At 64.6% G+C, this 20,010-nt stretch carries 18 protein-coding genes and 1 pseudogene; 6 read left to right on the top strand and 13 right to left on the bottom strand.

What is annotated here, in order from left to right; genetic code table 11:
- Window positions 1-44 precede the first annotated feature (44 nt).
- Together JEY66_RS15130 and JEY66_RS15125 are read right to left on the bottom strand one after the other, a co-directional pair.
- Window positions 45-308, bottom strand: a pseudogene (locus tag JEY66_RS15130) (helix-turn-helix domain-containing protein); the annotation flags it as partial.
- A 3-nt stretch (window positions 309-311) separates the two neighbouring features.
- A complete protein-coding gene (locus JEY66_RS15125) occupies window positions 312-719 on the bottom strand; it encodes a beta/alpha barrel domain-containing protein (RefSeq protein ID WP_129965170.1) in 408 nt (135 codons plus the stop codon).
- Window positions 720-1,224: 505 nt separating this feature from the next.
- Here JEY66_RS15125 and JEY66_RS15120 point away from each other — a divergent pair.
- Window positions 1,225-1,422, top strand: coding sequence for a hypothetical protein (locus JEY66_RS15120; protein WP_075968426.1), 198 nt, complete (start codon window positions 1,225-1,227; stop codon window positions 1,420-1,422).
- 270 nt (window positions 1,423-1,692) lie between these two features.
- Window positions 1,693-1,938 (top strand): hypothetical protein, encoded by a 246-nt coding sequence (locus tag JEY66_RS15115; RefSeq protein ID WP_129965171.1) that lies wholly within the window; start codon window positions 1,693-1,695, stop codon window positions 1,936-1,938.
- Window positions 1,939-2,202: 264 nt separating this feature from the next.
- On the opposite strand, the gene JEY66_RS15110 is transcribed toward JEY66_RS15115, so the two are convergent.
- Genes JEY66_RS15110 through JEY66_RS15085 form a run of 6 tightly spaced genes read right to left on the bottom strand, consistent with a single transcriptional unit; the run spans window position 2,203 to window position 9,622 of the window.
- Window positions 2,203-3,429, bottom strand: a complete 1,227-nt coding sequence (locus JEY66_RS15110; protein WP_016844652.1) for a Zn-dependent hydrolase — start codon at window positions 3,427-3,429, stop codon at window positions 2,203-2,205.
- On the bottom strand, window positions 3,426-4,256 hold the full coding sequence (locus tag JEY66_RS15105; RefSeq protein WP_018272926.1) for a type 1 glutamine amidotransferase: 831 nt from the start codon (window positions 4,254-4,256) through the stop codon (window positions 3,426-3,428). The genes JEY66_RS15110 and JEY66_RS15105 overlap by 4 nt, the downstream gene beginning before the upstream one ends.
- A gap of 3 nt (window positions 4,257-4,259) precedes the next feature.
- Window positions 4,260-5,432: an iron-containing alcohol dehydrogenase gene (locus JEY66_RS15100; protein WP_018272927.1), complete on the bottom strand. Its 1,173-nt coding sequence runs from the start codon at window positions 5,430-5,432 to the stop codon at window positions 4,260-4,262.
- A 9-nt stretch (window positions 5,433-5,441) separates the two neighbouring features.
- On the bottom strand, window positions 5,442-6,827 hold the full coding sequence (locus tag JEY66_RS15095; RefSeq protein WP_018272928.1) for an aldehyde dehydrogenase family protein: 1,386 nt from the start codon (window positions 6,825-6,827) through the stop codon (window positions 5,442-5,444).
- A 33-nt stretch (window positions 6,828-6,860) separates the two neighbouring features.
- Window positions 6,861-8,228: a glutamine synthetase family protein gene (locus JEY66_RS15090; RefSeq protein WP_026193105.1), complete on the bottom strand. Its 1,368-nt coding sequence runs from the start codon at window positions 8,226-8,228 to the stop codon at window positions 6,861-6,863.
- A 50-nt stretch (window positions 8,229-8,278) separates the two neighbouring features.
- Window positions 8,279-9,622: an aspartate aminotransferase family protein gene (locus tag JEY66_RS15085; protein ID WP_018272930.1), complete on the bottom strand. Its 1,344-nt coding sequence runs from the start codon at window positions 9,620-9,622 to the stop codon at window positions 8,279-8,281.
- Window positions 9,623-9,974: 352 nt separating this feature from the next.
- Here JEY66_RS15085 and JEY66_RS15080 point away from each other — a divergent pair, with 352 nt between their 5' ends.
- The 3 genes from JEY66_RS15080 to JEY66_RS15070 all read left to right on the top strand — a co-directional run bounded on the left by JEY66_RS15080 (window position 9,975) and on the right by JEY66_RS15070 (window position 12,700).
- Complete coding sequence (locus tag JEY66_RS15080; protein ID WP_016844659.1) at window positions 9,975-10,796, top strand: DeoR/GlpR family DNA-binding transcription regulator; 822 nt, start codon at window positions 9,975-9,977, stop codon at window positions 10,794-10,796.
- 13 nt (window positions 10,797-10,809) lie between these two features.
- The gene (locus tag JEY66_RS15075) at window positions 10,810-11,841 is read left to right on the top strand and encodes a helix-turn-helix domain-containing protein (RefSeq protein WP_016844660.1); all 1,032 of its coding nucleotides are present in this window, start codon (window positions 10,810-10,812) and stop codon (window positions 11,839-11,841) included.
- Between the two features lie 67 nt (window positions 11,842-11,908).
- A complete protein-coding gene (locus JEY66_RS15070; protein WP_051110126.1) occupies window positions 11,909-12,700 on the top strand; it encodes an inositol monophosphatase family protein in 792 nt (263 codons plus the stop codon).
- A 27-nt stretch (window positions 12,701-12,727) separates the two neighbouring features.
- Here the strand turns inward: JEY66_RS15070 and JEY66_RS15065 are convergent, their stop codons facing one another.
- Both JEY66_RS15065 and JEY66_RS15060 read right to left on the bottom strand, forming a co-directional pair.
- Window positions 12,728-13,684: a choline/ethanolamine kinase family protein gene (locus JEY66_RS15065; protein WP_018272932.1), complete on the bottom strand. Its 957-nt coding sequence runs from the start codon at window positions 13,682-13,684 to the stop codon at window positions 12,728-12,730.
- Window positions 13,681-14,637 carry a phosphotransferase gene (locus JEY66_RS15060; protein WP_026193107.1) on the bottom strand — a complete coding sequence of 319 codons (957 nt, stop codon included), beginning with the start codon at window positions 14,635-14,637 and terminating at the stop codon, window positions 13,681-13,683. The genes JEY66_RS15065 and JEY66_RS15060 overlap by 4 nt, the downstream gene beginning before the upstream one ends.
- A gap of 201 nt (window positions 14,638-14,838) precedes the next feature.
- On the opposite strand from JEY66_RS15060, the gene JEY66_RS15055 reads away from it, so the two are divergent.
- Window positions 14,839-16,245, top strand: coding sequence for an amidase (locus tag JEY66_RS15055; protein WP_018272934.1), 1,407 nt, complete (start codon window positions 14,839-14,841; stop codon window positions 16,243-16,245).
- 4 nt (window positions 16,246-16,249) lie between these two features.
- On the opposite strand, the gene JEY66_RS15050 is transcribed toward JEY66_RS15055, so the two are convergent.
- Genes JEY66_RS15050 through JEY66_RS15040 form a run of 3 tightly spaced genes read right to left on the bottom strand, consistent with a single transcriptional unit; the run spans window position 16,250 to window position 19,972 of the window.
- Complete coding sequence (locus JEY66_RS15050; RefSeq protein WP_026193108.1) at window positions 16,250-18,070, bottom strand: ABC transporter ATP-binding protein; 1,821 nt, start codon at window positions 18,068-18,070, stop codon at window positions 16,250-16,252.
- Between the two features lies 1 nt (window position 18,071).
- Window positions 18,072-18,989 carry an ABC transporter permease gene (locus JEY66_RS15045; RefSeq protein ID WP_016844669.1) on the bottom strand — a complete coding sequence of 306 codons (918 nt, stop codon included), beginning with the start codon at window positions 18,987-18,989 and terminating at the stop codon, window positions 18,072-18,074.
- Window positions 18,990-18,991: 2 nt separating this feature from the next.
- A complete protein-coding gene (locus JEY66_RS15040; RefSeq protein ID WP_018272936.1) occupies window positions 18,992-19,972 on the bottom strand; it encodes an ABC transporter permease in 981 nt (326 codons plus the stop codon).
- Window positions 19,973-20,010 lie beyond the last annotated feature (38 nt).

Below are 20,010 nucleotides of genomic sequence, written 5' to 3'. Positions count from 1 at the left end.
CAGACAGGCTTATCGCAACCCTGCGCAAACAACGGCGCGCCGGCTGCGGCGGCGTGGGGACCGAGAGCATATTTCTGCTCTTGCGGCAGATAGATCAGCTGGCCGATCTGGGTAAGCGTCAAGGTGAGACGCGATACCGTCGATCGGGGAAGACCACAGCGATCGGCGATTTCGCGATTTCCCAGGCGTATGCTTCGACCTTCGAAGCAACGCACGATGTCGAATGCGCGCGACACCACCTGGATCACGCGCCGGTTGTCCGTGCCGGCGGTCTCTTGCGCCATCAGTACCTCAGATCGACGTCCCATCGTTTACGCCTCACTCCTCATTTTCCATACGGGTGAACGAAGCCCACTCTGCTTCGGGTGGCAGCCCCCGATCCGCGACACCACGGCCGGGCGCGCAATGCTCGCCGGCGCGAACTGATGTGCGGGATTTGGCGGCAGGGGTCCGCGGCGCGGTGGGCGATTGCAGCGGTGCTGCACAGCTTGTTCCGGGATCGACGGTCTGACGCGATGGCCGGTCGCTCCGGCGTTCGGTCCGCCCGCGGTGATCACACCGACGCTGCGCTCGGCAAAGCGTGCGGCCCGCTCGCCAAGGTCATTTTCAGCCCCCTCGACGCCGCTGCGCACGGAATGCACGAACACCTGGTTTTCCAGCCGGGTGAAGCCGCGACCGCGCGGGGCAAGCAGCTTCGGATGTCTTCGGCCGGCCAGCATCAGGCGGATTCTTTCCCTAGGGTTTTGAGCTTTAATTAATTGATTAATTAGTCAGGTGATTAAAGTGGGCGCCCTCCGCTGTCAACCGCCGTCGCCGCAGGGCGCCCCGCGTTCAGCCCGCACCTTCACCCCAACGCCTGTCAGCGCAGTGAGCGCGGATCCGTCATGGTGAACTTCGTCAAATGCAGACCGCTGCCGAACGGCGATCGAAATTCCGCGCGCGATAGCGGACATGCGCAAGCCTAAGTGCGGGGATCAGGAAGCGGCGTGAGGACGCAGCCAATAGCGGCTGTCGGAACAGAAGTGACCGCGGGCCGGGATGACCGTTACGAGGGCCAACCTAAGCTATGAAAGCTTGGTGGGCGCACCAGGGCTCGAACCTTGGACCCGCTGATTAAGAGGCGTATGATTTGTTAGCAAAATCAACGGCTATTCAATTGAAGCGATCTTTTTGCCATGCCCGGACAAGGCGCGTTGATTAGTCGGCCCAAATGGGAGGTCAACAATGATTAAAGAGCGAGACCGACGGACGCCGACGGCTGCGGAACGCGAAGCAAACAAGGCATTCAAAACTGTCAGGCCGAAGGATGCTATGACGGATTACGCCAAAGCGCAAAAAGCGGTCCATGATAATCGAGAGCGCCTAAAGGCCGAACGGCTGGCGCGGGAGGCAGAAGCGGCCAACCGCACAAAAGCAGGCTAAAGCGGTCCCTTGTGGATGATCACGGAGGACCAAAGTTTGTGGAGGGTGAAATGGCCCTGCACTTCCGCCGAGTCGATACTGAACTGGAGATATGGATCGCTAGCAGCGACGACTATTCATTCGTCATCAGCAACGAGAGCCGGAGTGGACCTGGATTGCATGGAGAGCCGGGCTTTGTTGCATCATATCGCCCCGACTTTCTGAATATGCCAGCGGCTCACGTATCCGGGTCTCCCTTCAGTTCGTTCGCTGAAGCCGAGCGGGCCTGCAATGCGTTCCTGGGGCGCCTCATCATTAAGGGATGACTATCGTTATCCGCCCGCCGCGGCTGTGGCTTCTTCTGCGGCATCGCCGTGGCCGGCCGTTGCAGTCTACGCCGGCAAAGCCAAAGAGCAGACCATCGCCGAATTCCTGCTCAACATCATCCCCAACACCGTTATCGACGCGTTCGCCCATGGCTTTAGTCTTCGGCTTCTCTGCGAGCCAGCGACGTCCAGTTCTCGAAAGTCGACGTGATCCTTCACGCGATGGGCCTCAGCGTCGAGAAGGGGGATGAGGCCCGCGGGCAGCTTCTGAAGAAAGACGCATTGCCCTGACTTCTCGCGGCATGCTCACGAGTTTCTCCACGACCACGGCCAGAAGCGGAAATCAGCTAACGGTCTACTGCGGCAGACGAGCTTCGAACGCGATCGTCGCTCATACGGTCTGGTTGCAGATTCGAGTCCCGCCGGACGGGTGGTGTCCCTTCGTCGCCTATGGGATCATCGCACCCGAAACGCCTCACGCCTTCGCGGTAACCATTCTCCACAGCACCTCGGTCAGCACGGCGTAGCCCTTGTCGAGGGCCGCGGGCGCCGTGAACTCGCGCGGATTGTGGCTGAGCCCGCCCTGGCTCGGAACGAAGATCAGCGAGGACGGAACAGATTTCTGGATCGCCAGCGCGTCGTGGCCGGTGATGGTCTTGAACGTCATGGCCTTGAAACCGAGATCCGCGGCGGCAGAAAGAACCAGTGCCACGCCGCCCGGATCAAGCACGGTCCCAGCTCGCCTCTCGTCGGCAGCGATCGAGAGACCAACGCCAATCTCGCCCGACTCACGCTCGATTCGCTTCAGAAAGCGGTCGCTGATCGCCGAGACCACGGCTTCGGCCTCATGCCGGATCTCGAACCAGACCCGAACACGGCCCGCCACGACATTCGGCGAGTTGGGATGAACGCTGATGCGCGCCGCGGAGGCATGGGCGCCCGCAGTCTCGCTCGCGACCTCTTGGTACAGCGCCTCGATCGCCCGGGCCGCTGCGCGCAGGGCGTCGCGGCGGAGCGCCATCGGCATCGGTCCGGTGTGCGAGTAGTCGCCTTCGAACATCACCGATATCTTGCGCGTCATCCACGCGCCGGACACTGCGGCAATGTCGCCAGCCGCCTGCTCCAGGCGATCGCCCTGCTCCACATGCAACTCGACATAGCCCACCGGATTGTGTTCGAGCGGCGTCGTCCCGCAATAGCCGATCGCGGACAGCGCCTCGCCCAGGGTGACGCCCTCTGCGTCGCTGCACGCATATGCATCCTTCAGGCTCAGGGCGCCGGCGAAAACCGAGCTGCCGGTCAGGCTGGGCTGGAAGCGGGCACCCTCCTCATTGGTCCAGTTCACGACGGCGAGGTTGCGTCGCGCGGCGCCGGGATTGGCACGGCAACGCTCCCTGACGGCCTCGACCGCGAGGATCCCGGCGAGCACGCCGAAGACCCCGTCATATCGTCCTCCTGTCGGCTGGGAATCGAGGTGCGAGCCGGTCATGACGACGTCCGTGGACGCCGGCGCCAGCATCGCCACGCCAAACAGATTGCCGATCGCATCGATCCTCGGAACAAGGCCGCGATCGGCGATCTCGTGCAGGAAGAGGTCCCTCGCCTCCTTGTCGCGCGCCGTTCCAGCCAGCCGACACACGCCACCGTCGTCGGTCGCACCGATCCTGGCAAAGCGCGCGATGAGGTCATGCAATGCGGTCATGTCTGCTCCAGCGATGCGATCCAGTTCCTCAGCTCGGTCTGCCGGCAATCATGGCTCAGAATGTCGCGGTGAAGTGCCAATTTCCAGGCGAGATCGCCACGCCGTTCGTCCGCGTCGAGCGCCGAGAGGTCAGCGGCATAACGCGCGAGCGCGTCCAGATCGGCAAAGAAACCCTCGTCAACCAGGAGCTGTCCGTAGCGCCGGATGACGGCGACGACATCGTGCAGGCGATATTCGGGATGATACTGCACGCCCCAGAATAGCCCGCGACCGAAACGGATCTCCGCCGCCTGAACCTCGCACATGGTATTCCAGGCGGTGACGGTTGCGGACTGCGGAAGGCGGGTGACCATATCGCTGTGGATGGCCGGCGCGTCGAAAACCGCCGCACGACCAGCATGCATGGGATGAGCGCGGCCTTCGGCCGTCAGCATGATCCTTCGCGCGAATCCGACCTCGCGTCCCGCCGGGTTGAGACCGACCTCGCCGCCCGCCGCGACCGTCGCGAGCTGCAAGCCCCAGCACGAGCCGAACATTGGCACGCCGCGAACGAAGATCTCGCGCACGAGGTCGATCTGCCGCAGCGCTTCGACCTCCCGCTGGTAGATGTTGAGGGCCGATCCCGTGATCGCGATGCCGTGGTAAGCTTCGAGCGGTTGCGGCAGCGCGAAGCTCGCGTCCGCCGGGGTCGCGATGTCGACGACGACGCGAGGTGCAAGCGACCGCAGGACCGCCGCATAGCTCTCCGCAGGCATTGCGCCCGCCGTCTCGGCGATCCGTCGCCGGCCGGCCAGCGTGTTGCCCTCGAGAACGAGCAGCCTCAGCACGGCTCAGCTTCCAAGATCGCCTCGAATGGCGGCCAGCGTCAGCTGCTTGAACTCGGACTCGGTCAACGGCCGCGGATTGGCACCCGCCGTCGGATCCTTGGCGGCATCGGCCGCGATCGTTCCGGCATCGGTCTCCTTCACCCCGATCTCGGCGAGCGTATGCGGCACGCCGAGCTTCTTGCGGAAGGCCAACAGCCAGGACAGCACGGCATCGAAGTCTTGGCCCGGCAGGTTGAGCGCGCGGGCAATGTGCGGAATCTTGTCGGCGATCGCAGCCTTGTTGCAGACCAGGACATAAGGGAAGACCACACCATTGGTCAGCCCGTGATGAGTATCGTATCGGGCGCCGACCGGATGGGATATCGAGTGGATCGCGCCCAACCCCTTCTGGAACGCGGTGGCTCCCATCGAGGCCGCAGCGAACATGTAGGCGCGCGCTTCGAGGTCGCGACCGTTCTCGACCGCGCGCGGCAGATAGCTGTCGACGATCTTCATCCCCTCCAGCGCGATGCCGTCGGCAAGCGGGTGAAATGCCTTGACGCAGTAGGCCTCGAAGCAGTGCGACAGCGCATCCATGCCGGTTGCCATGGTGAGAAACGGCGAGAGACCGACCGCGAGCTCGGGATCCTCGATTGCGATCCTGGGCATCATCATGGGATGGAAAATGATCTTCTTCTCATGGGTATCCTCACGAGTGATCACGCCAGCGCGGCCGACCTCGGACCCCGTGCCTGCCGTCGTCGGCACCGCAATGATCGGCGCGATGCCCTTGGTGTTGGCGCGCGTCCACCAATCGCCGACGTCCTCGAAATCCCAGACCGGCCGCGACTGCGCCACCATGAACGCCACGCATTTTCCGACGTCCAGCGCCGAACCTCCACCCACGGCAATCACGCCATCATGACCGCCGGCCTTGAAGGCTTCGACGCCGGCCGTCAGGTTGGTTTCGGTCGGATTGGTCTTCACGTCGGAAAATACGGCGAGCGGAATGCCCGCCTCGCGCACGCGGTCGACGATGCCGGCGATGAGATCGGTCTTGGCGAGACCGTGATCGGTGACCAGCAATGGCCTGGTGAGGCCGTTGGTCCTGCACGCCTCGGGAAGCTCGGCAATGCGGCCCGCGCCGGTGACGACGCGCGTCGGAAAATTCCAGCCGCCGGTGATCTGAACGTCCATGCGCTGCTCTCAATGCTCGATGCGAAGGTGGAATGATTTGGGTCGCGTCAGCGCCTCGAAGCCGAGGCGCGACATGCCGGCACCACGTCCGGTGTCCTTGACGCCGGTCCATGCCAAAGCGGGATCGACATAATCGCAGCGGTTCATGAACATGGTGCCCGTTGCGATGCCGTCACCGATGCGTTCGGCTGCGGCGGCGTCCTCGGTCCAGACCGATGCGGTCAGGCCATACGGGCTGTCGTTCATCAGGCCAATCGCCTCCTGATCGGAGGAGACCTTCATGAGGCCGACCACGGGCCCGAAACTCTCCTCCATCATCACCTGCATGGCGTGATCGACGCCGACCAGGACCTGAGGCATCAGATAGGCCGTACCGATCTTGTCCGCCGGGAACCGGGCCGGATCAATCAGAGGCCGCGCGCCTTTTGCCACGGCCTCGCCGATATGGGCGCGGACGGCATCGGCAAAGCGTGTCGCCGCCATCGGGCCGAGCGTCGTGTCCTGCGACAGCGGATTGCCGAGCCGGTAGCGCGCGGTCAGGTCGGCAAAGGCGTCGACAAAGGAGCCATAGATCCGCTCATGCACGTAAATCCGCTCGATGCCGCAGCAGCACTGGCCGGAATTGTAGAAGGCGCCGTCCACGAGTTGCTCGACCGCGAAATCGAAATCGGCGTCCGGCCGCACATAGGCCGGATCCTTGCCGCCGAGTTCCAGCCCAAGGCTGATGAACGTCCCGGCCGCCGCCCGTTCGACCGCCCGGCCGCCGGCGACCGAGCCGGTGAAGTTCACGTGGTCGACCGAGCGCGATGAGATCAACTCCCTGGTCACGCCATGGTCGAGCGTGAGCGTCCTGAACAAGCCCTTGGGCAGGCCGACCCGATCCAGTGCCGCCTGGAAGCGCTCGCCGACCAGCAGGGTCTGTGCGGCATGCTTCAGGATCACGGCATTGCCGGCCAGCAGCGCCGGCACGATGGTGTTGGCCGCCGTGAGATAGGGATAGTTCCAGGGCGCGATCACCAGCACGATGCCGGCAGGGACGCGCTTGATCATGCGGCGGAAGCCGGGACGCTCGGCCGGCACGATCGGCGCCAGCGCCTCATCGCTGAGCTCGACCAGTGCGCGGACGCGCTCCTCCAGGCTGCGCAGTTCGCCGCCATAGCGCACCGGCCGGCCCATCTGCATCGCGAGCTCCGGAACGACCTCGTCGTTCTGCGCCCGCATCTCGTGCAGGAAGGCGAGCATCATGGCCTTGCGCTCGGCGAGCGGCACCCTTGACCATTCCTGCTGCGCTTTCCGCGCTTGCGCGAGAGCCGCTGCGACCTCGGCACCCGTTGCGACGGGCCGCCGGGCAACCTCGCTGCCGTCGACCGGAGAAATGCAGACGATATCGTTCACGTGATGTCACTCGTTTTCGAGGCAGGATCGGTCTCAGATGATCTCGAAGTAGCGTGCGAGCTCCCAGTCGGTGATGGCCTTGCGGAACTCGCGCTCCTCCCACTGCCGCGTCATCGCGTAGTGATCGACGAAGACGTCGCCGAACAGGTTGCGCGCCGCCTGCGAGGCGACCAGCCGGTCGGCCGCTTCCGATAGTGTTCGCGGAAACGCGCGCTCGGGCGGATGCATGCGCTCATAGGCATTGCCGGTGATCGGCTCGTCCGGTTCGATCCGGTGCTGGATTCCCCAGAGGCCCGATCCGAGCGCAGCCGCGATCGCGAGATACGGATTGATGTCGGCGGCGGCGACGCGGTACTCGACGCGCTGGCTCGACGGCTTGCCGGGAATGACGCGCAACGCACAGGTCCGGTTCTCGATTCCCCAGGTCGCGTCGGTCGGCGCCCAGAAGCCAGGGATCAGACGCGAGTAGCTGTTCACGGTCGAGGCAACCATCGCAAGCAGCTCCGGCAGCAGCGCCTGCTGGCCGCCGACGAACCAGCGCATGATGTCGGACATGTCGCCGGGTCTGCCGCCCTGGTGAAAGACCGGCTTGCCGTCCCGGTCGCGCAGCGACAGATGCAGATGCCCGGATTGCCCGGGATAGGTGTTCGACCACTTGGCCATGAAGGTGAGCATCTTGCCCTGACGCTCGGCCCAGACCTTGGAGAAGGTCTTGAACAGCACGGCGCGGTCGGCAGCGGCGAGCGCATCGGTGTATTGGATCGCGGCCTCCAGCACGCCGGGTCCGGTCTCGGTGTGCAGGCCTTCGACCGGCATGTCCATTTCGTTGCAGAGCTTGAGCAGCGAGCGATGAAATTCGGACTCGACGGAGGCACGCAGCATGGAATAGCCGAACCAGCCCGGCGTGAGATTCTTCAGGCCGCGAAAGCCCTTCTCGCGCACGCTGTGCGGTGTCTCGTCGAATACGAAGAACTCGAACTCCGCGGCCACGGACGGCGAGAACCCCATGGCTTCGGCGCGATCGATGACGCGGCGCAGCAGCCGGCGCGGACACAGCCCGGCCGCGGCGCCCTCGAACTCGCCGAGGAAGAACAGCATGTTCTCTTCCGTCGGCACATCGCGGCAGGTCGAAGGATCGATGCGCGCGATCGCGTCGGGAAAGGCCGTATGCCAGCCGGTGAACGCACCATTGTCGTACATCTGGTCGTTGGAGTCCCAGCCGAACACGATGTCGCAGAAGCTAAAGCCCGCCTCAAGCGCACCGACGAATTTGTCGCGCGCGAGATATTTTCCGCGAATGACGCCGTCGAGATCGACGATGCCGAGCTTGACGTGGGAGAGGCCCCGCTCCTCGACAAGGGCCTTCGCCTCGGCGGTAGTTCGTACGCTTCTTGCATCCATGATCTTCAAATCTTCGGCTTCTGTGTCATCGCGGGCTATCGGCGATCGCGTCACGACGCGGCGATCGCGCGCAACTCCTCATCGCAGGCAGTGATGAACATGTCGGCGTGGTCCTTGCCGAAGCACAGCGGCGGACGAATCTTGAGCGTGCTGCCGAACGGACCGGCAGCACCGATCAGGATGCCGCGCCGGCGCAGGCGGTTGATCAGCAGGCTCGCGAGCTCCGGCGCGGGCTCCTTGCTGTCGCGGTCGCGCACCAGTTCGAGCCCGATGAACAGGCCGGCACCACGAACGTCCCCGATGGTCATGTGGCGATTGCCGATCTCGCGCAATCCATCCATCAGGTGACGGCCGACCTCGCCCGCATTCTGCATCAAGCCCTCGTCCTCGATGACGTCGAGCACGGCAAGGCCTGCGGCCGCGGCCACCGGGTTGCCGCCGAAAGTGTTGAAGTACTTCACTTCCGCGGCAAAGCCATCGAGCAGCGCGGCGCGCATGGCGACGCCTCCCATCGGAAAGCCGTTGCCCATGGGCTTGCCCATCGTGACAATGTCGGGGACGACGCCATGGCGCGCGAAGCCCCACATCGCCGCCCCGGTTCGTCCGAAGCCGGGCTGCACCTCGTCGGCGATGAACAGTCCCTGACGTTCGTGCACGAGCTTCACGGTGGGGGCCAGGAAGCCGGCAGGGTCGGCATAGATGCCATCGCTCGAAAAGATCGTGTCCACCAGCAGCGCAGCAAAGCCGAAGCCGCTTCGCTCAAGATCGGTGATCGCTGCGGCAACGCTCTCAGCGAAGCGCTGGCCGGGATCGCCGACCGGATTGCGATACATCTCGGGTGCAGGAACGGCGCGCACGTGGGGCGGCAGCGGCTGACCGGGACGCGAGGACGGCGAGACATCGGTCACGGCTGTGCTGTTGCCGTGGTAGGCGGTCTCCGTGACGATGAAGCCCGTCCGCCCGGTCGCCACTTTCGCAACCCGCAGCGCCAGGTCATTCGCCTCGCTGCCGGTGCAAGTCAGAACCAGATGATCGATCCCGCGCGGAAACGTCGCGAGGAGACGCTCGGCATAGCCATCGACGACGTCGTTGAGATAGCGTGTGTGCGTGCTGAGCAGGCTGGCCTGACGGCTGATCGCTTCGACGACGCGCGGATGCGAATGCCCGACCGACGGCACGTTGTTGTAGAGGTCGAGATAGCGCCGGCCATCGACGTCGACCATGTAGACGCCTTCAGCGCGCACCATCCGGATCGGCTCCTGATAGAACAAGACCGAGGCCTTTCCGAAGGAACGCAGGCGCCGTTGCACCGCCTCGCGGAGCGCCGGGTCGATTGACGACACCCGGTCCTGATCGAAGGCGTTCAACGCCAGAATCTCTTTTTCCTGCTGCATCGCCCGCCTTCCCTTTGGCCCGCGGCCTGCGCGGACCAAAGCCGTCCCCTGCAGCGATCATGCCCCAGCCGTTCCGCTACGACCTTGGATCCATGTGCGAATTCCCACAATTGAAAAACGGATTGCAGGCACAAGACATCAGAACGTCAGGCATGCGCTCCGCATTTCCAAAACATATTCCATATGTTTCAGTGTCTTATGCGATCGTCGCGATCCCTTTGCGAAGAGCATAGGCAGCGCGGCGCCCAAAAAATGGGGAATATGCCACATAATTGGTGTGGACTCACAACATCGCTTGGGGAACGATCATGAGGCGGACGCTGGAGAGGTTTGCAGCCGGAGAGACAGCGGAATGACTGATGACGCCCCTGCTGCGGCCGACAAGCGGCCACGAAAGGCCGACGGCGACCGCCTCTCGAAGCTCGCGCGCCACAAGCACATCATCTCGCAACTCACCGCCGCGCCGACGCTGCGGGCTTCCGAGCTCGCCGCCGTGCTCGGCGTCTCCGGCGAGACCATTCGGCGCGATCTGATGGAGCTTCAGGAGCAGAAGCTTATCAACCGCACCTATGGCGGGGCGTCCCGTCCCTTCGCACTCGAGCCGGCGCTGACCGATCGCAAGGCGATCATGATCGCCGAGCGCGAGGCGATGGCCGCGGTAATCGCCGACCTCATCCTGCCGAACGAGGTGCTGATGCTCGGCGCCGGCGCTACCACGTTTCACATCGCAAGACGGCTGGCTTCGCGCGCGCACGATATCACCGTGATCACCCATGATTACGCGATCGCGGCCGCGCTGGCCGTCAATCCGTCGATCCGCGTGCTCTGCTGTCCCGGCCGCTATCACCCCAACGAAGGCTATGTGTTCGGCACGCAGACGATCGCGAACATCAACAGCTATGAGGCCAACCGCGCCATCGTGAGCGCGACCGGCATCAGCGCGCGCGGTGCGAACGATGCCGACGACGAGGCCGGCGCCATCTATGGCGCGATGGCCAAGCGCGCCGCGGAGGCCATCCTGGTGGCCGATCACAGCAAGTTCGACCAGCGTGCGCTCACCGTCTTCGCACATTGGACCGATATCGATCGTCTGGTTACCGATCGGCAACCAGAGGGAGCCCTGGCAACCGCTCTCCGTGCGGCCGGAACGGAGATCATTGTTGCGCAACCCTGAGAAAGGCCCAGCCATGGCACGCCTGACATCTGTTGCTTCCTGCGAGGACCACACCGGCCTTCATGCTGGCAACGACAAGGGCCCCGGTCTCACGCAGGACTGGCGGACCCGGATAGGACGCCTCGATCTCGAGCTGATCGGGCCGGATCACGCCTTTGCCCGCAACTGGGAGCGCGTCGCCTGCATCCACGATGCCGCCTATGTGCTGGTGTTTCCCCTGACCGGATGCGTCGCATTCAGCCAGGACAGCCGCATCGGGATCGCCCGTCCCGGCGAATATGTCCTGCTCAGCGAGCTCGCCTTCTACGAATTGTCGTCCGACAAGACCGCGCGCTTCCTGATGCTGCGCATTCCGGCCGCCGAGCTGCGCGGCCGGCTGGTCTCGGTTGAAGATCACATCAGCCGACGCTTCAAGCCGAACGAACAGATGACGCACCTGCTCGCGGGCATGATCCGCAGCGTGGCCGAGCTGTTCGTCGCCTCGCCGCCGCCGAACCCCCAGGCGCTCGCAACCGAAATGATCAGCTTCGTCGCGCTGACGATCGGATCAGAGGATCGCGGCGCGGCAACCGATGTACGCAACGCGCGATATCATCTGCGCCGCCGGATCGTCGACTTCATCGAGAGCCATCTGGGCGACCAGTCGCTGTCGCCGAAGAAGATCGCGGCTTCGAGCCGCATCTCGCTCAGCTACCTCTACAGCCTGTTCAACGACAACGAGACCACGGTCAGCCAGTTCGTCCAGACCAAGCGGCTGCAGCGGGCGTATGAAATCCTGGTCGCCGACCCGAAGGGAAGGCGGACCGTCTCGGAGGTCGCCTACGAGGTCGGCTTCAAGAACGTGTCGCATTTCTCGCGCTGCTTCAGCCGGCACTTCAAGGTGGCGCCGCGCGACGTTCGCCAGACGCCGGTGGCGGCGCCGCAGCCGGCGGCAAGCGCGCGCTCGCCGCAGCCGAAGAGCCCTGCTGCCCGGGTGGCGCCGCGCAACGGATACGGCTCCCCCTATTGGGAGATCGACAAGCAGCCGGTCCACGAGACAGCGTAGCGCCCCATCCCAAGGCAAGGCGTCGAGCGTCCCGCGACGCCGGCGCGCCTCCCGCCCGGAGCGATCATTGGACGACATTCAAGACAGATTATCCGCAAGCGAGCTCGCTTCGTTCTTCAACGAACTTGCCGACGTGGCCGGACGGATCGCCGTGACGCACTTCCGCTCCAGCGTCGACTTCGAACGCAAGCAGGATCTGACGCCGGTCACCATCGCCGATCGTGCGATCGAGATGGAGCTGCGGCGACTGATCGGCGCGCGCTTCCCCGATCACGGCATCCTCGGCGAGGAGATGGGATCGACTGCCGGGGACCGCTACACATGGTATCTCGATCCGATCGACGGAACGAAGAGCTTCATCTCCGGCATGCCACTGTTCGGCACGCTCGTCGCGCTCGCCGACGAGAAAGACGGCTCGGTCTCCGCCGGCATGATCGATATGCCCGCGCTGGCGGAGCGGTGGTACGGCACCCGGCAAGGCACCACCTTCAACGGCAAGCAGGCAAAAGTGAGCCGCACGACGCGACTGGAAGACGCACAGATCTACACGTCATCGCCGGACTTCTTCACGCCGGGCGACTGGGCCCGCTACGACGCGCTGAGCCAGAAAGCCATGTTCCGGCGATTTGGCGGCGACTGCTACCAATATGGCCTGCTCGCGTCCGGCCACTGCGATCTCGTGGTCGAAACCTCCCTCAAGTCGTTCGACTTCATGGCGCTGATTCCGGTGGTCGAGGGCGCCGGCGGCATCGTCCGCGACTGGCAGGGGCAGCCGCTGTCGCCGGACTCCGATGGCCGGGTCATCGCGGCTGCGAACGACAGCCTGCTCGAGCAGGCACTCGCGATCCTCGATCAGTAGGTTGCGGAGACCATCCTGCGGCGCGGCTCAGACGAGCCGCAACCAGCCGTCCCAGCGGGGATCGTACATCACGTCACGGGCGCGCATGTATTTCCAGACGCCGTACTTCTGATAGTCGAAATCCCAGTCCTTGAGCTTCCGGTTCACGACCGCCCATGACGCCCATTTCATGTCGGCGAGCGCCCGGTTGAGGATGACGCGCGCGACCATCTGCGGCCGCACCTCGCCCAGATATTGCTCGATCAGGGCCTCCGTCAGATGCTCGTCGAAGAACATCTCGGCGAACAGGACGCCGAGCTCATAGCTACGCTCGTTGTTGGAAGCGAACTCGTAGTCGATCAGCTTCATCGGCTTTGGGGCGCCTGATTCCGCCGAGATCAGGAAATTGCCCGGCATCGGATCGTTGAAGCACGGCACGAGATCGAGACCCGACGCCAGGAACGCCGACTTGGCCTGATTGTAGCGATGCATCAGCCAGGGCATGTCCTGCGGGAAATGCGCGCCGAGCTCCCTGCCCTGCTCGATATGTTCCTCGATCATGTCGAAGATGGTCTTGGTCTGGCCGAGCTTCGGGCCGGCGTGCAGGCGGCGGTAAAGGTCGAGAACGTCGGCCTGGATGGCGGCATCGCCGAAATCGGCATTGGTGCAGGCGCGATAGCCTTCGAGGAACTCGCTGATCTCGAGCCCGTCCGCGGCGTCGAAAAAGATCACCTCGGGCGCTACGCCCATGGCGTGGGCATTGCGCGCAGCCTCGTTGGCGGTCACGCGATCGATGAACATCTCCGAGCCCTCGCCGGGCACCTTGATGAAGTAGCGCCGTCCATCGCCGGATATCTCGACCAGCCAGTTCTGATTCATGAGGCCGCCGACCAGCGGGGTATAGGCGGCCCCCTTGCCGTGCCATTGCGGCACGCGGGCGATCGCGGCCTCGACATTGCGCTCGTGGACTGTCGCTCCCTCGCCGAGCTTCCTGCGGACAGTCATGCGATCCTCCGAAGCATCTCGCCAAAGCGCGGCTCCCGGACCGTCATGCGGCAACGCACGAAGCGCCAGCTGGCGAACTTGTAGAACTCAAAGGTGTTGCGCGCCGACCGCGCGGCGAGCACGGCGCCGATCAGGCCCCAGCGCAGATCATCCGCCACACCGTAGATGCGGGCGCGGCTGAATGCGCGCTCGTCGAATCCGCCGGCATTGCGGCTGAAGGCCTCGCGCGCCTCTGGCTCCTGCGCGAAGGCTTCCACGAGGAAGCTGCCGAGGTCCTCCAGCGGGTCGGCCGTCGTGGCGCGATCCCAATCGATCAGGCGAACCTCGCCGGTGTCGCTGATCAGGATGTTCGAGACATTGCCGTCGCCATGGATCGGCACCGGCTTGATGTCGAGCTTCCCGAAGGCATCGGCCGCAAAACGCAGCTCCTTGACCAGCCATTCCGCATCCGAGGGCAGTTGCGCCTTCGCGGCCTTTGCCGCCTCGTAGAAATGCTCGATCTCGTCGAAGACTCCCATGCGCCGCGGCAGAGGCGCCCCTGCCTGGAACAGGCGCCGCGCCGCGATGACCGCGTCGACGATCCTCGGCTCCAGCATCCGCTCCAGCGTGCCGACCCGCCAGCCACGGTTGAGATCCTCCATGACCAGAAGTCCCGCGTCTGGATCCGCCGCAAGCACCTTGGGACCGATACCGAGATCGGATGCGCGCCGGGCCGCCTCGAACGCGCAGGCAACGTCGATGTAGAGCTTGGCATCCACATCCATGCTCTTGATGAAGATGCTCTCGCCGCTTCCGTTCCTGGTGGCGCGCCAGGGAGCGCCGTCGACCCCGCGCCAGCTTGGCGAGGCGAGGACCGGAATGGCGGGCTCGATCACGATATCGCCCGTCCCCCATCCCGGGAGCCCGGCAATGTAGTTCCGGAGCGTGGCGATTTGCGTTCCAGATTGGCTCATGACGACTTCTGATCTCTCGCGGGTGTCGTTCGGCCCGCGTGTCGCGGGCCTCCGGGTTTGATGACAAATTCGATCAAGACAGATGCAAAAGGGATGCCTCGCACTCCACCAAATCATGCCGTTGCGGCAGCGGCACTACCCCGACAGGGGCGACTTTCGCTATCCGGACACTGATCCAGAACGCCATTTGTCGAGGCCAAGATGTCTGCTGCGGAACTGATCGGGATGAGCCTTGCGGGGCTGACGGAGGCCTACGCATCGCGCGCATTGTCGCCGGTGGAGGTGTTGCAAACCGTGCTCGGCCATGCCGAGGCGGTCAATCCCGCGATCAATGCGCTGTTCTGCTTCCGTCCGGAGCAAGCCATGGCAAGCGCGCAAGGCTCGGAAGCGCGATGGAAGGCGGGAGCGGCGCTGGGTCCGCTCGACGGCGTCCCCATGACCGTCAAGGACAGCGTCGCCATGATCGGCTGGCCCTATTTTCACGGCATCGGCGCCAACCGTGCCCTGCCGCCCTCCAACTACGATTCGCCGCCGACGATCGCGCTCCGCGAGGCCGGCGCGGTGATCTTTGCCAAGACCACGATGCCGGATTGCGGCCTAATGGCGTCGGGCATCAGCTCGTTGCACGGCGTTACCCGCAATCCCTGGGGGCTCGCCTGGAATACCGGCGGCTCGTCGGCCGGCGCAGGCGCCTCCGTCGCCGCCGGCGCCGGCTACGTTTCCGTCGGCACGGATATCGCGGGCTCGGTCCGCCTTCCGGCCGCCCATTGCGGACTGGCCGGACTGAAGCCGACCCATGGCCGTGTGCCGCATTTGCCGGCCGACACCATGCGCATGGCAGGCCCGATGGGCCGCAGCGTGGACGATATCGCGCGCCTCCTGACCGTGCTGACGCGGCAGGACGAGCGCGACACCTGGAGCCTGCCCGCCGATGGCGTGCGCTATCACGAGCATCTGAAGCGCGACGTGAAGGGACTGAAGATCGGCGTCCTCACCGACATGGGCTTCGGCATGAAGGCGGAGGCGGCGGTTCGCTGCGCGGTCGAAGCGGCCGGCAAGCTGCTCGCGGGCGCCGGCGCGATCGTCGAGCCGTTCGCCTCTCCGCTCACCGACGACGCCTATGCGCCGATCGATCTGTTCCTCCAGGTGCGCGGCTATCTCGAATATGCATCGCTGCCGCCGCATGGCGACACCGCACGCGACATCAATCCCTACGTTCGCGCATGGTGCCTTGGCGGGGCGAAACATTCGGGCGCCGACCTCTACCGGGCGCTGGGCCAGATCGCCAAGATGAAGGCGGCGCTGCTCGCGGCCTTCGAGGGCTGGGACTATGTCATCGCCCCGACGCTGCCGGTGGTGAATTTCCCGGCCGAGGAGCCCGGCGTGTCGCGTGAGATGCCGCTCGCGCACACGCTGTTCACCGCCATGTTCAACCAGACCTGCCAGCCCGCCTCCACCGTCTGCATGGCATTCGATTCCCGCCATCTGCCGATCGGCGTCCAAGTGACCGGGCACCGCTTCGACGATCTCGGCGTGCTGCAGGTGACCAAGGCGCTGGAGGACATGCGCTCGTTCGCGATGGACTGGCCGTTCAAGCCACGGCCCTGAGCGCTCAGGCCGCGGCCTGCGCCGGCTCGCCGTCGAGCAGGTGGCAGGCGGCGAAGCGCCCCGGCGCGTGTTCGACCAGCTTCGGCGTCTCCAGCCGGCAGCGGCCGAACGCCTTCGGGCAGCGCGAGGCAAAGCTGCATCCCGCCGGGATATCGATCGGGCTCGGCGGTTCGCCCTCCAGCAAGAAGTCCGCCGGGTTGAACGGCTTCTCCTCCAGCGTCGGGGCGGCCGAGAGCAATGCCTTGGTGTAGGGATGCCGGGGATCGAAGAACAGCTCGCGGTTGTCGGCGATCTCGACCATCTCACCGAGATACATCACGGCAATGCGCGTGCAGACCCTGCGCACCATTGCGAGATCATGGGAGATGAAGACATAGGTGAGGTCGTTCTTCTCCTGCAGCTTCGAGAACAGGTCGATCAGCCTTGACTGCTCGCGTTGATCCAGCGCGGACAAGGTTTCGTCGAGGATCAGCAGCTTGGGATCGAGGATCAGGGCACGCGCGATCGAGATGCGCTGGCGCTCGCCGGTGGAGAGCGTGTTCGGGAGCTGGTCATAGAGCTCGGCGGCAAGACCGACCTCGGCCATCGCTGCGATGACCCGGCTGCGCAGGTCCGCGCGGGCGACATTGCCGCGGATCAGCAGGCTCTCCTCGATCATGCGGCCGACGGTGGTGCGCGGCGGCAGCGCATTGTACGGATCCTGCAGCAGCAGCTGGAATTCGCTGCGGGTGCGGATCAGCTCGCGCGGCGACAACGTCCCGAGCGACGTGCCGTTGAGGACGATGCTGCCGTTGTCGGGAACCTCCAGCCAGGCCAGCAGGCGCGTGAGGGTCGACTTGCCGCAGCCGGATTCCCCGACGATGCCGAAATTCTCGCGCGGCATGATGTCGAGCGTTACGCCGCGCACCGCCTGCACGTTGCTGTAGGTATTGAACGTCCCCCGCTTGCGCGCGCGATAGGTCCGAACAACGTGCTCCACCTTCATCAGCGGCACTTCGTCATGCGCCTTGCGGCGGGCCAGCGGGCCCTCCGTGGTCGCCCACATGCGCGGCACACTGGCAATGGCCTTGCGCGTGTAGTCGGTCTGTGGCGAGGCGAGCAGGCCGGCAAACGCCTGCTGCTCGACGAACCGGCCCTGATGGAGCACGGCCGTGCGGTCGCCGAACTGGCCGAGCGTGGGCAAGGAAGACGACAGATAGATTGTCGCCATCCTGTGGCGGAGGCAAAGGTCGTGGAGCAGCGCCACGATCTGTGCCGCGATGGTGACATCGAGCGGCTGGGTAATGTTGTCGGCGATCAGGACGGCGGGCTCGGCGCAGATCGCGTCCACGATCATCGCGCGCTGCATCATGCCGCCGGAAAATTTTGCCGGGTAGTCCCAATAGCGCTCTTTCGGCGATGGAATCCGGACCTCGCCGAGGAGCTGCACGACCCGCTCGCGGCATTCGCGCGGATTCCATTCGGGCCTGACGCTGTGCAGCTTTTCCGCGATCTGGGTCCCGACCGGTATCGTCGGATCGAGCGAGCTTTGCGGCTTGGAGCCGATATAGGCGATGTCGCGGCCGATCCGCACCTCGCGCGCCCCGGCGCCGAGAATGTCGTGGCCGGCGAACGTGACCCGTCCGGAGCGATACGCCAGACTTTCCGGCAGCCAGTTCGCCAATGCGCGGCTGAGCACCGTCTTGCCGGCGCCGCTTTCGCCATAGATGCCGAAGATCTCCGACGTGTTGAGGCGGAAGGAGATGTGATCGAGGATCGGCGCGACGCCCGGCGCCGAAGCACCGACCGTGAGGTCGTCGACCTCCAGAATGAGCGAGAGATCCATCTCAGAGACCTCCATAGATGCGGTTGCGCGCCTTCTCGAGCGCCGACCCCATCAGGTTGATCGAGGTAAGCGCGATAGCCAGGAACACGCCCGGCGTGGTCGCGATCCACCAGGCATTGATCAGGTATTTGCGGGAGTCGGCGATGATGCTGCCGAAGCTCGGCGTCGGCGGCTGGATGCCAAGCCCCAGGAAGCCGAGGATCGCTTCGAAGATCATCATGCGTGCGACGTCGAGCACGGCGACGAATGCGATCGGCGGCAGGATGTTCGGAGCGGCGAACAGAAACAGGATCCGCCAGTCCCCGGCGCCGAGCACGCGCAGGCCGCGGACATATTCCTTGCCGCGCTCGGTGACCGCGGCGCTGCGTGCCACGCGCGCGTAGAGCGGCCAGCCGGACAGCGCCAGCACGATGATGATGGTCGGCACCGTCGGCCGCGACACGCCGAGAATGGTGATCGCCAGGATGATCATCGGAATCGACAATTGGGCATCGGTGATCCGCATGATGACGGTGTCCCACCATTTGCCCTTGAAGCCGGCGAACAGGCCAAGGCCGCAGCCGATGACAAAGATGAGCACGACCGTGACGACGCCGACCAGCAGCGAATAGCGCAGGCCGATCAGGCTGCGCATCAGCATGTCGCGGCCGAGCTGATCCGTACCCAGCGGATGATCCCAGGTCCATTTGTCGCCGAGAAAGACCGGCGACATGAACTTGTCCTTCACCACCATCTTGGTCGCACTGATCGAGGACACCTCGGGATAGATGGCCGAGGCCAGCACCAGCGCAATGAAGATGAAGAAGCCGATCTTGAAGCTCGGCATGCGCCAGGCGGCGGCCATGATGCGGCGGTTGACCGAACGGATTGGGGCCGCCGGCAAGGCGGGCTCCTCGGCGATGATCGTGGTGGCCGTCATGCTCAGATCTCCACGCGGGGATCGATCAGATAGGCGACCAAATCCACGATGATATTGATGAAGACAAAGACGGCGCTGGTCGTGATGGCGATGCCCTGGATGACCGGAAAGTCGCGCCCGACGACAGAGACCACGGTCAGATTGCCGAGGCCAGGATAGTCGAAAATGTATTCGATCACGAGAACGCCGCCGATCAGCGTCGAAAGCTGGATCCCGAGCAGGTTGACTAGCGGCACTGCCGCGTTGCGCAGGGCGTGCGAATAGACGATACGGCGGCGAGACAGGCCGCGTACCCGCGCCTCATCGATGAACGGCGCTTGCATGACCTCGCCGAGCGAGGTCGTCAGCGTGCGGATGATGAAGGGGGCGATCTCCACCGCGAGCACGAAGGCCGGCAGGATGACATAGGAAAATCCCTGGTAACCGAGCGCCGGCAGCAGCTTCAGCTTCACCGACAGAAACAGGATCAGAACGATCGCGAGCCAGAAATTCGGAATCGAGACGAACAGCGACTGCATTCCGAACGCCAACGCATTCTGCCAGCGATGCTGGTGCAGCCCGCCCGCTATGCCGATCGGAAACGACAGCAGCAGCGCGAACACGAGCGCCATGCCGCCCAGTTGCAGCGTGAACGGCAGGCGTTCGAGGATGAGATCGATCACCGGCGCCATATCCGACTTGGTCGGGTCAACATACTGCCCGCCGGTCGCGATCATGCCGCTGCGCGGCCGCAAATAGGATTGCCCGAGATCGCCCTGTACCAGCCCGCGCATGTACCGACCATATTGCACGATGATGGGGTCGCGCAGCCCCATCTTGGTCGCGACCTTCTCGACCACGTCGGCCGGCGCCATGCCGCCGACGATCAGGCGCACGGGATCGCCCGGCACCACGCGCAGCAGCGTGAAGATGATCAACGACGTGATGAAGACGATCAGGATGCCCTGCGCGATCCGCTTGACCAGGAATTCCAGGATCAACATCGAGAAGGGCTACCCTTGCAATTCATGAGGACCAGACC

Origin of the sequence: Bradyrhizobium elkanii USDA 76 (genome assembly GCF_023278185.1) — a bacterium.
GTDB lineage: Bacteria > Pseudomonadota > Alphaproteobacteria > Rhizobiales > Xanthobacteraceae > Bradyrhizobium > Bradyrhizobium elkanii.
This window is presented reverse-complemented; position numbering and strand designations above follow the sequence as displayed.